Source organism: Klebsiella sp. MBT K-1 (assembly GCF_002556465.1).
GTDB classification, from domain to species: Bacteria; Pseudomonadota; Gammaproteobacteria; order Enterobacterales; family Enterobacteriaceae; genus Klebsiella; species Klebsiella grimontii.
Map to the genome: position 1 here is coordinate 16,551 of NZ_PDEL01000015.1, position 11,854 is coordinate 28,404.

Consider the following 11,854-nt stretch of genomic DNA (forward strand, 5'->3'; position numbering starts at 1 on the left):
GGAGTTAACGCTATGCAGATCCACTTTATCGTCCATGAAGTCTTTGAAGCGCCGGGAGCTTACCTGCGCTGGGCGCAGGCGCGCGGCTACGGTATCAGCTGGTCTCGGGTATATGCGGGAGATGCGCTCCCGGAAAACGCCAACGCCTTTGATATGCTGGTTGTGCTCGGCGGCCCGCAGTCGCCGCGCACCACATTAACTGAGTGCCCTTGGTTTGATAGCCACGCCGAGCAGCGTTTGATTGCGCAGGCCATTGCCGCAGGACGGATCGTGGTGGGGATTTGCCTCGGCTCGCAGCTTATCGGTGAAGCGCTGGGCGCGCCGGTCATGCAGAGCCCGGAAAAAGAGGTCGGCCACTATCCCATCACGCTCACCACTGCGGGCCTGCAGGATGACAAACTGGCCCATTTTGGCCCCTCGCTGGTCGTCGGCCACTGGCATAACGATATGCCGGGCCTGACGCCAGAGGCGGAAGTGATGGCCTCCAGCGAAGGCTGCCCGCGGCAAATTGTGAAATACAGCGACCGGGTCTATGGCTTCCAGTGCCACATGGAGTTTGACGCTGAGGTCATCGAGCTGCTTATCGCCCATTCACAGCAGGAGCTTAGCGCCGCCCGAGGCAGGCGTTTCATTCGTAGTGAACAGGAGATGCGCGCCTGGGATTATCGCGAAATGAATGAGAAGCTATGGGTGTTCCTTGATAAGCTGACGGCAAAGTAAGCAAAACGCTTTTATTCAAGCCCGACAATGCGAGGATCGCCACAAATGCACAATCCCAACCCACAGCTTAAAGCCGCCATCGAAGCCTGCGATCGCGCGATCTCCCAGGAAGATTACGCGACACTGATGGAGTATTACGCTGAAGACGCCGCGCTGGTCGTCAAACCAGGCATGGTGGTCAGAGGCAAAGAAAATATCCGCAACGCGTTTATCGCCATTGCCGACTATTTTCAGCACCGGCTGGTGGTGACGCAGGGAAAAATGGAGATCATCGAAGGCGGCGGCAATGCGCTGGTGATTATGGAGACCCGGCTGGATATCCCGACGGAAGCCGGGATAACACAGGTCACGCGGCGCGCAACCTATGTCTTTCGTCAGCAGGGCGAACGCTGGCTCAGCACCGTGGATAACTCCTACGGTACCGACCTGCTCGACGCGCCCGAGGTTTAAATTCCCGCGCCCTGGGTAAAATGCTCTTCGCCAAATACACCGGTAGAAAGGTAGCGATCGCCGCGATCGCAAACGATCGCCACCACTACCGCGCCGGGATTTTCGCGGGCAACGCGCAACGCGCCCGCCACCGCGCCGCCGGAACTGACGCCGCAGAAAATCCCTTCCTTCACCGCCAGCATCCGCATGGTGTTTTCGGCATCCTGTTGATGGATATCGAGCACCACGTCCACCAGCTGCGCGTTAAAAATGCCCGGCATATATTCGGCAGGCCAGCGGCGAATGCCGGGAATACTGCTCCCCTCTTCCGGCTGCAGTCCGACGATGCTCACCGCTTTATCCTGCTCGCGCAGAAAACGCGATACGCCGGTAATGGTGCCGGTGGTGCCCATGCTGGAGACAAAATGGGTGATCCGCCCGTCGGTCTGCCGCCAGATTTCCGGCCCGGTGGTGGTGTAGTGCGCGTACGGGTTATCAGGATTGTTGAACTGATCCAATAGCTTGCCTTCGCCGCGCTGGGCCATTGCTAACGCTAAGTCACGCGCGCCTTCCATTCCCTGCTCTTTCGTCACCAGAATCAGCTCCGCGCCGTAGGCGCGCATGGCGGCACGGCGCTCCTGGCTCATGTTGTCCGGCATCAGCAGCTTCATCTGATAGCCTTTAAGCGCGGCGATCATCGCCAGCGCAATGCCGGTGTTGCCGCTGGTCGCTTCAATCAGCACATCACCGGGCTTAATCTCTCCGCGCTTTTCAGCCTCGACAATCATCGACAGCGCCGCTCTGTCTTTCACCGAGCCCGCGGGATTGTTGCCTTCGAGTTTGACCCATATTTCGCTGCCGTTGTCCGGCCCCATGCGCTGCAGTTTGACCAGAGGAGTATTGCCGATGGTGTATTCGAGTGTATTCACGATTTCTACTCAATAAAAAAGCCGGGTGGCGCTTCGCTTACCCGGCCTACAAGACGCTGTGATAACTGTAGGCCCGGTAAGCGCAGCGCCACCGGGCGATAAACTACGCAATAAGCTATCAGGCCGATTCAGCCAGAGCAAGCTCCTCGCGCGGCTCAATACGTTCATTGCCGTTGTACAGACGCGCGTTCTGCAGGCCAACAAACAGGCGTTCCCCGCGATGCGGCGCGTCTTCACCCTGATGCACCACGGTTAGCGGTTCGTCATACCACCCGAGAGGCTGCACAACTAATTGGGTGTAGTGGCCTTTCGGGCTCGCTTCCAGCACCTGTACCGGCAGCGGCGAATCCAGGCTGGTGCGACGGCTGATGTCCACTTCCCACGGACGCAGGAACAAATCGACCGGCCCCTGGTACGCCGGGGTATAGCCCAACGGCCAGCGATGCGCGCCGACGTGGAACTGACCGCCGCGAAGGGTTCCCTTCAGGCGGTTAACTTCGCCCATGAACTCCAGCACAAAACGCGTGGCCGGCTCGCGCCATACCCGATCGGGCGCATCGGCCTGTTCAATATTGCCCTGGCTCATGACCACCACGCGATCGGCCACTTCGGTCGCCTCTTCCTGATCGTGCGTGACAAATACGCTGGTAAACTTCAGCTCTTCGTGCAGCTGACGCAGCCAGCGTCTCAGTTCTTTACGGACCTGGGCGTCCAGCGCGCCAAAAGGTTCATCCAGCAGCAGAATCTGCGGTTCAACCGCCAGCGCGCGCGCTAACGCGACGCGCTGCTTCTGCCCGCCGGAAAGCTGGGCCGGATAGCGATCCGCCAGATGCGCCAGTTGGACCATCTCCAGCAGCTTGGTGACTTTTGCCTTGATGCCGGCAGCATTCGGTCGTTCACGACGCGGCAGTACCGTCAGGCCGAAGGCGATATTGTCGAACACCGTCATATGGCGAAACAGCGCGTAGTGCTGGAACACGAAGCCGACTTTACGGTCACGCGCATGCACGCGGCTGACGTCGGTACCGTGAAAACGGATATGGCCGCTGGACTGATTTTCCAGCCCGGCGATGATACGCAGCAGCGTGGTTTTCCCGGAGCCTGACGGCCCCAGCAGCGCGACCATCTGTCCGGAGGGGATATCCAGCGAGATATCATTCAGCACCTGCGTGCGACCAAAAGACTTCTTAATATTGGCAATCTCAATGCTCATGATTTCCCTCCAGTTGCGCGCGTTTTTCCTGATTGGCCAAACGCCATTGCACCATACTCTTCAAAAACAGGGTCAAAATAGCCATTAACGTCAGCAGTGCGGCGGCGGTAAACGAACCGACGGAATTGTAATCCTGCTCCAGTAGCTCAATTTGTAGCGGCAGCGATAAGGTTTCGCCGCGGATTGAGCCGGAAACCACCGACACGGCGCCGAATTCACCGATCGCGCGGGCGTTAGTCAGCACCACGCCGTAGAGCAGCGCCCAGCGAATATTGGGCAGCGTAACCCGGCGGAACATCTGCCAGCCCGACGCGCCGAGCAGAATCGCCGCCTCATCTTCATTGCTGCCCTGGCTCATCATCACCGGCACCAGTTCGCGGACCACAAACGGACAGGTCACAAAAATGGTCGCCAGGACCATGCCCGGCCAGGCAAACATAATCTGCAGGTTATGCTCATCGAGCCAGCCGCCCAGCGGACCGTTAGAACCGTAAAACAGCAAATAAACCAGGCCCGCCACCACCGGTGAGACGGCAAACGGTATATCCAACAGCGTCAGCAGCAGCTGACGGCCTGGAAAGGTAAAGCGCGTCACCAGCCACGCCAGCAGCGTACCGAAAACCAGGTTTACCGGTACGGTAATCAAGGCAATCATGACCGTTAGCCAAATGGCGTGAAGCATGTCCGGGTCTGCAAGGTTTTGCAGCACCGGCATCAGGCCTTTGCTAAAGGCCTGCACGAAGATATAGACCATCGGCACAATCAGGATGAAGGCAGAAACCAGCACCCCAACACCTATCAGAAACCATTTTCCCCAGTTAATGCGGGGAGCGTCATAACGCTTCAATTGAGCAACGATCGCCATTAATGACCTACCACGCGTCGACCAAAGCGACTTTGCAGAGTGTTAATCGAGTACAGCAGCAGCAGCGAGGCCGCGAGGATCACCGAAGCAATCGCGCTCGCCGCCGGGTAATCAAACTCCTGCAAACGGATAAAAATCATCAGCGAGGTCACTTCCGTTTTCCACGCAATGTTGCCGGCGATAAAAATCACCGCGCCAAACTCACCGAGGCTGCGGGTAAAGGACAGCGCAACGCCCGCCATCAGCGCCGGGGAGAGCTCCGGCAGCACCACCTTGCGAAAGCTCTGCCAGCGCGTGGCGCCCAGGGTTTCCGCCGCTTCTTCATATTCCGGGCCCAACTCTTCCAGCACCGGCTGCACGGTACGCACCACAAACGGGATGCTGGTAAAGGCCATCGCCACCGCGATACCGAGCCACGTATAGGTGACTTTAATATCAAATTTCGCCAGCCACTCGCCGTACAGCCCGTTCACGGAGAAGAGCGACGCGAGGGTTAAGCCGGCAACGGCCGTCGGCAGCGCAAACGGCAAATCCATCAGAGCATCCAGCAGCGTGCGGCCCGGGAAGCGGTAGCGGGTTAAGATCCACGCCATCAGCAGGCCGAAGACGCCGTTAAAAATCGACGCCACAAACGCCGAGAGCAGCGTCACTTTATAGGCCGCCACCACCTGCGGGTTGGTGACCACATCCCAGTACTGCGCCCAGCTCATCTGGGCAAGCTGCATCACCAGCGCGCTGAGCGGCAACAACAGGATCAGGCAGACGAACAGCAGGCTGGTCCCGAGGCTTAAGGTAAAGCCCGGCAGCACGCGTTTAGTCGATACTGCAAACATTACTTACGCCCCGCCGCCAGCAGTTTGTCCAGCTCGCCGCCGCTGGTAAAGTGGGTTTTCATCACTTCCGGCCAGGAACCAAATTTATCTTCCACGCGGAACAGATCGGTCTGCGGGAATTTATCTTTCAGTTTGTTCATCACGTCCGGGTTATTCACGCGATAGGAGTAATCGGTGATGATGGTCTGCGCCTGCGGGCTATAGAGCCAGTTCAGGTAGGCTTTCGCCGCTTTCTCTGTTCCGTTGGCCTGCACGTTTTTATCCACCCAGGCGACCGGGAATTCCGCGAGGATATTGGTTTTAGGAATGACCACCTCAAAGCCCTGATCTTCGTACTGTTTCCGAATGTTATTTACTTCAGATTCAAAGCTAATCAGCACATCGCCAAGCCCACGCTCGGCAAAGGTGGTGGTTGCGCCGCGCCCGCCGGTATCAAACACTTCGACGTTTTTCAGAAACTGGGTCATAAACTGCTCGGTTTTCGCTTTATCACCGCCGTCAGCTTTGTCCGCCGCGCCCCACGCCGCCAGGTAGGTGTAACGGGCATTGCCGGAGGTTTTCGGGTTCGGGAAAATGAGCTTCACATCGGAACGCACTAAATCATTCCAGTCGTGGATATTTTTCGGGTTACCTTTACGCACCAGGAATCCCATCGTCGAGTAAAACGGCGAGCTGTTATTCGGCAGACGGCTTTGCCAGTCCGCCGGGATCAGTTTGCCTTTGTCGTGCAGAATCTGGACGTCGGTCACCTGATTGTAGGTCACCACGTCGGCCTTAAGCCCCTGCAGAATCGCCAGCGCCTGTTTTGATGACCCGGCATGAGATTGTTTAATCGTCAGCTTATCGCCGCCGTTATCTTTCGCCCACTGCTGTTCAAACTGCGGGTTAAGGGCGGCAAACAGCTCGCGGGAAACATCGTAAGAACTGTTCAGCAGTTCCGTCGCCTGCGCCTGCGCGACCAGCAGCACAGAAGCAGCCAGCGCCAGATATCCTTTTGTTAATGATTTAACGGCCATTGCGCACCCTTATCAATATGATGATTTTCTGCTGATCATCATATTTATAACGGCTATGAAAGGAGTAACGGTTTTATATACCGTTTGGCGATTTGGAAGTCGAAAAGAGAATAAGGAAATGGCAAAGCTTATCTGAATCACGCATCCAGAACCGGAAACCGTTCGACGCTTGCCTGCCGCGCCGAACGGTTTCCTCCCCTTGTGGGGAGAGGGGAAATCTTACAGCGCCAGCAGTTTATCCAGCGAAGGCGCGAAGTAGTATCCGCCGGTCACCGGTTTGGTAAAACGCAGCATCGCATCGCGCTTACCGTCGGTATCGCCGAACATGCTCAGCAGCTGCTGCTCAATGTTGTACAGACGGGCGCAGTAGGCGCAAAAGTAGAGGCCGTGGGTACCGCTGGCGGTGCCGTACGGCAGGCTCTGACGGACAATCTTCAGCCCTTTTCCCTCTTCTTTCAGATCCACGCGGCTCAGGTGAGAGGTGTCCGGACGATCGTCGCCGTCAATCTCTTCGTTGGCTTCTTTGGTGCGGCCAATCATCATCTCCTGGTCAGGAACGCTCATGCGATTAAGCTGCTTGAGGTTGTGCTCCCAGCGCTGCACGAATACGTAGCTGCCGCCCGCATCGACGCCATCCTGAATCACCGCCACTTCACGGCGCGTCTCTTCGCCGGCCGGGTTTTCAGTACCGTCGACAAAGCCGCTCAGATCGCGCTCTTCAATCCAGCGAAAACCATGAATCTCTTCTTTAACATCAACTGCTGCGCCAAAAGCGGACATAGCCGCCTGCGCCACAGAGAAGTTCAGTTCATGCTGCGCGGAGAGAATGTGGATCAGCACATCGTACTGGGTCGACGGCGCCAGACCTTTGCCGTAGGCCGGAAAGTCTTTTAGCTCTTCGGCTCCAACGCCGCCGCTCAGCTGACGCCAGACGTTATGACCAAAAGCCACCACCGCCCCCAGCTTCGCTTGCGGGTATTTCGCCTGAAAGGTGGCTAACTTATCGGCAAACACTTTGCTGGCTTCACGCAGGGCGTCAACATCGCCTTTGACATTTGCTTCAATCCAAATCGCCGCACGGCAATGTTCCGGCAAAATGCCGCTCTGAACCTGAGACATCGCTCCTCCTGAAAAATAGGACAGCCACAACGCTGTGGCTTTTTTAAGGCGCTATTGTACCCGCTTTTTCAGGACCTCGAATCACTTCAGATCAAATTAGCGGCGCCAGATAATCTTGCTCACTTTCCAGTTCTTCAGCGTGTCGTCGGAAGGCATTAACTCTTCAGGACCGTTCCAGTTGCCGGTAAAAGCATAGCTAATATGCTGGCTGCCCTCGGCCTTGCATTCCACCACGGCACCGTTGTCATTGCTGCCTTTTTGGCAGTTGCCAAACGCCTTGCTGTAGATATCGCTGAACGGGGTACCGATTTTCACGCCGCTGGCGGCTTTGATATTGCTATCGCGCACGTCGATGCGGCTGATAGTCCCGCTCTCGCCGTTGATGGTCAGCGCGACCTTGTCATCTTTTAACGCTTCGAAATAGCGCACAATATTACCGTTAGCCGTTTTCATGCCGCTGCGCAGGCGGTAGCTGCTGCCGAGCGCATCGCCGATCGCCTGTTCGCTCAGCGGCGTTGACGCCGTCAGGTTGCCTACGCCCTGTTCGGTCACTTCCGTGGAGGAGCCAAACCAGTTCCACGGATAGGCCGCCGACCAGTTCACCGAGCTCATCGTCGAGCAGCCGGTTAAAGCCAGCGGTAGTGCGCAGAGAAGTAAACGTAGCGATTTCATGACTGAGTGTCCTTTCTGATTTATTCAACGCATGTTGGAGTGCGCGATCGGCAAAAAGTGCCGTTAAACCTGTTCTTCGCGAAAACAGGCCTTCAGCCGACGGCTGCTCAACAGCCACCAGAGCGCGTAAAGATCCGCCGCCAGCAGGCCGATGGTCACCGCCGAGGGCGATTCGCCGCTCATCCACAGCAGCGGTTGCCAGACCAACAGCAATAGCTGGGAAAGCGCCAGCAGCCAGCGCATCAGGGGCCAGAGCCGGGGAAAGCGCTGACGATGCCCGCTAATGATAAACGCCAGCACCGCCGGGATGCCGGGAAGCAACCCCAGCCAAAAATTATCGTGGTCCGGATAAAACAGATTCAGCAGCGCGTCGCCCTGCTGGCGCGACGCGCCGGCCATCAGAAATAGCACCCACGTCCGCGCCTGAAGCAGCAGCACGCACCAAAAAAGAAACGGTAAACGCAGGCGGCCGTGGGTATCAAAATCGGCGGGGATAAACTCAGTATTCTTCATCTTCAATTAGGCGCTTGCCGAGGCACAGCACGTCTGAATGCTCATAGCCAAGGCGTTCGTACATTCCCTGCACCACATCATTATCTTCGCGTACCATAATGTTTATTTTCGGGCAGCCGCGGGCAATCAGCTTTTTCTCCAGCCGATTAAGCAGCGCGTTAGCAATACCGCGTCCGCGATATTCAGGATGCACCCCCAGATAATAAGCAGACCCGCGATGACCGTCATAACCGCCCATCACCGTGCCGACCACTTCCCCGTTAACCTCGGCGACCAGGAACAGGCTGGCATCGTGATTCAGCTTACGTTCAATATCCATTTCCGGATCGTTCCATGGGCGCAGGAGATCGCAACGCTCCCACAGGGTAATGACCTCTTCGAAATCTTGCTGGCGAAAAACGCGTATCTCCATGGTATTCCCCACCATTGACGGTTAAAAACAGAGATTATGGCGCGATTGTGCCCGATAGCCAATATCAGGCGCAATGAGCCGCAAAAAATGGCATAATATGACTTTGTCATGTATTGAAATGAAAAGTAAAACAATTCTTATTTTGAATGGTCGTATCAGAAAACACGATACGATATAACATTGGTTACCACTTGTTTGCAATTCAGGCCGAATGAGCACTTTTAAACTTTTAAAAATACTTGCTTCGCGCCGCCAGGTGCTGAAAGCCGGGCTGGCAGCAATCACGCTTTCAGGGATCGCCTCACAGGCCAGCGCGAAAGAACAACAGCCATTGAAGACATCCAATGGGCACAGCAAACCCGCAGCGAAGAAAAAAGGCGCCAAACGCGTCGTGATGCTCGACCCGGGCCATGGCGGTATTGACACCGGTGCTATCGGCCATAACGGTTCAAAAGAGAAGCACGTGGTGCTGGCGATCGCCAAAAACGTACGCAGCATCCTGCGCAGCAACGGTATCGATGCGCGCCTGACGCGCAGCGGCGACACCTTTATTCCGCTCTATGACCGCGTGGAGATCGCCCACCAGCACGGCGCCGATCTCTTTATGTCAATTCACGCTGACGGCTTCACCAACCCGAGCGCGGCCGGCGCCTCCGTTTTCGCCCTTTCCAACCGCGGCGCCAGTAGCGCCATGGCAAAATATCTCTCGGATCGAGAAAACCGGGCGGATGAAGTGGCCGGCAAGAAAACGACGGATAAAGACCATCTATTGCAGCAAGTGCTGTTCGACCTGGTACAAACTGATACCATCAAAAACAGCCTGACGCTCGGCTCGCATATCCTGAAAAAGATTAAGCCGGTGCATAAGCTGCACAGCCGCAATACCGAACAGGCGGCGTTCGTGGTGCTGAAATCGCCGTCGATTCCGTCGGTACTGGTGGAGACATCGTTTATTACCAATCCGAACGAAGAAAAACTGCTCGGCACCACCGCGTTCCGGCAAAAAATCGCCACGGCGATTGCCAACGGCATTATCAGCTATTTCCACTGGTTCGATAACCAGAAAGCCCACTCGAAGAGACGTTAATGAGACCCGATGCGCACCAGGTAAAAGCTTTCCTTCTTCAGCTCCAGGATGCTATCTGCCAACAGCTCAGCGCCGTTGACGGCAGCGAATTCATCGAAGATAGCTGGCAGCGGGAAGGCGGCGGCGGCGGACGCAGCCGGGTGCTGCGCGATGGCGGGATCTTTGAGCAGGCTGGCGTGAATTTTTCGCACGTGCACGGCGATGCGATGCCGGCTTCCGCTACCGCTCACCGTCCTGAGCTGGCTGGCCGCAGCTTTGAAGCGATGGGCGTATCGCTGGTCGTGCATCCGCGCAGCCCCTATATCCCCACCAGCCATGCCAACGTGCGTTTCTTTATCGCGGAAAAACCGGGCGCCGATCCAGTATGGTGGTTCGGCGGCGGCTTCGATTTAACCCCCTACTACGGCTTTGAAGAAGATGCCGTTCACTGGCATCGTACCGCCCGCGATCTGTGCCAGCCCTTTGGCGAAGACGTTTATCCGCGTTATAAAAAGTGGTGCGATGACTACTTCTTTCTCAAACACCGTAACGAGCAGCGCGGCATCGGCGGCCTGTTTTTCGATGATTTGAATGCCCCCAGCTTCGACCATTGCTTCAACTTTATGCAGGCGGTGGGTAACGGCTATACCGAGGCGTATTTGCCGATTGTCGAGCGACGCAGGGAAATAGCCTGGGGTGAACGCGAGCGGGATTTTCAGCTCTACCGTCGCGGGCGCTACGTGGAGTTTAACCTGGTATGGGATCGCGGCACCCTGTTCGGCCTGCAAACCGGCGGCCGCACCGAATCCATCCTGATGTCGATGCCGCCGCTGGTACGCTGGGAATATAACTACCAGCCGGCAGCGGATAGCCCGGAAGCGGCGCTAGGCGAGTTCATTCAGGTGCGCGACTGGGTATAAAATTGCCTGATGGCGCTGTTTTTCCCGATGGCGCTACGCTTATCAGGCCTACGATAACGGCACGAAACGCCATCCGGTAAATCAATCGCCATCACGCCCACTGCCGCATCCGCTGATGCAGCGTCAGCGACGGTTTCTCGGCGAACAGCTGCTGATAATCGGTGGCGAACTGGCCCAGATGCCAGAATCCCCACTGCATTGCGGCATCCTTAACCGTGGCGCTCTGCGACCACGGGCTGATCAGCTCCCGGCGCACCGCGTTTAACCGTATACGCTTCAGCCACGCGTTCGGCCCTATTCCGAGAATCGCGTGAAACGCGTTTTGCAGCGTGCGGCGGCTAACGTACAGCTGATTACACAGGTCGAGAACGGTCAGCGGCTCCGACATATTCTCCAGTACATACTCCCGCGCCCGGGACAGCAGCCGCCGGTAGCTCTGATGGCTGATGCTCTCGGCGGTGACGATCGGTTGGGCCTCCTCCAGCATCGCCCCCATCGCCAGCAGCAGATTATCGCCCAACACTTTGCGCACCGCGGGCTGATGCAGGTTTTCCGGATTCTCGCTGAACGTCGCCAGCGCCTGCTGCACGAAGCCCCACAGCGCCGCTTTATGCTGCTCTTTAACTTCCAGCGCCGACTGATTACGCAGCATATGCAGCACTCTTTCCGGGTGATGCAGGAAGCCCGCGTGGCGGGTAATCACGTCCTCTGAAATGACCACCCCAAGTATGGTGTAATCGTCCGGCGTACTGAGTTCGAACTCCGTGCCGCCGGGCCGGGTAGCGATTTCGGCGCTGCCGAGGCACTGCGAGCCAATAAATCCCTGCTCGCCGCGGGTGGCCGGAATACCGAACCAGAACGAGTTAGGCCACACCAGGCAGGACTGGCGCAGCGCCAGACCGGTATATTCACGAAAGACCTGAATATCATCGAGCAGGATTTCAGTAAATTCACCGTGGAATTTCCCCGGATGAAGCTGATCGTAAATCTGCTGCCAGGCGGTAATCGTCAGGGCATGTTCATAGACATCGGTGGTTCGCCGCTGGTGGACGTTGTCCACCTCGACCATCGGCGTTAGCTTAACGTCTTCGGGTAATGCTTCATGATAAAGATGGTGCAGGTTGACCGGTGTTTTCTTTTTCATGAT

Annotated in this window: 14 protein-coding genes; 4 read left to right on the forward strand and 10 right to left on the reverse strand. The window is 56.9% G+C overall.

Annotation, left to right across the window (positions count from 1 at the left end):
• Nucleotides 1–12 precede the first annotated feature (12 nt).
• Both CMQ96_RS21225 and CMQ96_RS21230 read left to right on the forward strand, forming a co-directional pair.
• Nucleotides 13–720: a GMP synthase gene (locus CMQ96_RS21225; protein WP_004870773.1), complete on the forward strand. Its 708-nt coding sequence runs from the start codon at nt 13–15 to the stop codon at nt 718–720.
• Nucleotides 721–765: 45 nt separating this feature from the next.
• Nucleotides 766–1,170 carry a nuclear transport factor 2 family protein gene (locus CMQ96_RS21230; protein ID WP_098067300.1) on the forward strand — a complete coding sequence of 135 codons (405 nt, stop codon included), beginning with the start codon at nt 766–768 and terminating at the stop codon, nt 1,168–1,170.
• Here the strand turns inward: CMQ96_RS21230 and cysM are convergent.
• From cysM to CMQ96_RS21275, 9 genes are all read right to left on the reverse strand, one after another.
• Nucleotides 1,167–2,078, reverse strand: a complete 912-nt coding sequence (cysM, locus tag CMQ96_RS21235; RefSeq protein WP_024359313.1) for a cysteine synthase CysM — start codon at nt 2,076–2,078, stop codon at nt 1,167–1,169. The genes CMQ96_RS21230 and cysM overlap by 4 nt on opposite strands.
• Nucleotides 2,079–2,196: 118 nt before the next feature.
• Nucleotides 2,197–3,291 (reverse strand): sulfate/thiosulfate ABC transporter ATP-binding protein CysA, encoded by a 1,095-nt coding sequence (cysA, locus tag CMQ96_RS21240; protein ID WP_004123374.1) that lies wholly within the window; start codon nt 3,289–3,291, stop codon nt 2,197–2,199.
• Nucleotides 3,281–4,156, reverse strand: coding sequence for a sulfate/thiosulfate ABC transporter permease CysW (cysW, locus tag CMQ96_RS21245; protein ID WP_004870763.1), 876 nt, complete (start codon nt 4,154–4,156; stop codon nt 3,281–3,283). The genes cysA and cysW overlap by 11 nt, the downstream gene beginning before the upstream one ends.
• Nucleotides 4,156–4,989 (reverse strand): sulfate/thiosulfate ABC transporter permease CysT, encoded by an 834-nt coding sequence (gene cysT, locus CMQ96_RS21250; RefSeq protein WP_004123378.1) that lies wholly within the window; start codon nt 4,987–4,989, stop codon nt 4,156–4,158. Before cysT ends, cysW begins: the two co-directional genes overlap by 1 nt.
• Nucleotides 4,989–6,005: a thiosulfate/sulfate ABC transporter substrate-binding protein CysP gene (gene cysP / locus CMQ96_RS21255; protein ID WP_004870758.1), complete on the reverse strand. Its 1,017-nt coding sequence runs from the start codon at nt 6,003–6,005 to the stop codon at nt 4,989–4,991. The genes cysT and cysP overlap by 1 nt, the downstream gene beginning before the upstream one ends.
• Nucleotides 6,006–6,224: 219 nt before the next feature.
• Nucleotides 6,225–7,124 (reverse strand): Dyp-type peroxidase, encoded by a 900-nt coding sequence (locus tag CMQ96_RS21260; protein ID WP_098067301.1) that lies wholly within the window; start codon nt 7,122–7,124, stop codon nt 6,225–6,227.
• Nucleotides 7,125–7,220: 96 nt separating this feature from the next.
• Nucleotides 7,221–7,796, reverse strand: coding sequence for an RpoE-regulated lipoprotein (locus CMQ96_RS21265; protein ID WP_004870754.1), 576 nt, complete (start codon nt 7,794–7,796; stop codon nt 7,221–7,223).
• 63 nt (nt 7,797–7,859) lie between these two features.
• On the reverse strand, nt 7,860–8,309 hold the full coding sequence (locus tag CMQ96_RS21270; RefSeq protein ID WP_004870752.1) for a DUF2919 domain-containing protein: 450 nt from the start codon (nt 8,307–8,309) through the stop codon (nt 7,860–7,862).
• Nucleotides 8,296–8,721 carry a GNAT family acetyltransferase gene (locus CMQ96_RS21275; protein WP_004853033.1) on the reverse strand — a complete coding sequence of 142 codons (426 nt, stop codon included), beginning with the start codon at nt 8,719–8,721 and terminating at the stop codon, nt 8,296–8,298. The genes CMQ96_RS21270 and CMQ96_RS21275 overlap by 14 nt, the downstream gene beginning before the upstream one ends.
• Before the next feature lie 211 nt (nt 8,722–8,932).
• Here CMQ96_RS21275 and amiA point away from each other — a divergent pair, with 211 nt between their 5' ends.
• Nucleotides 8,933–9,808, forward strand: coding sequence for an N-acetylmuramoyl-L-alanine amidase AmiA (gene amiA / locus CMQ96_RS21285; RefSeq protein WP_098067302.1), 876 nt, complete (start codon nt 8,933–8,935; stop codon nt 9,806–9,808).
• Nucleotides 9,808–10,707, forward strand: a complete 900-nt coding sequence (hemF, locus tag CMQ96_RS21290) for an oxygen-dependent coproporphyrinogen oxidase (RefSeq protein WP_024359317.1) — start codon at nt 9,808–9,810, stop codon at nt 10,705–10,707. The genes amiA and hemF overlap by 1 nt, the downstream gene beginning before the upstream one ends.
• Before the next feature lie 91 nt (nt 10,708–10,798).
• Here hemF and eutR read toward each other — a convergent pair whose 3' ends face one another.
• Entirely contained in the window at nt 10,799–11,851 is a 1,053-nt protein-coding gene (gene eutR / locus CMQ96_RS21295) for an HTH-type transcriptional regulator EutR (RefSeq protein ID WP_004870747.1), read from the reverse strand.
• Nucleotides 11,852–11,854 lie beyond the last annotated feature (3 nt).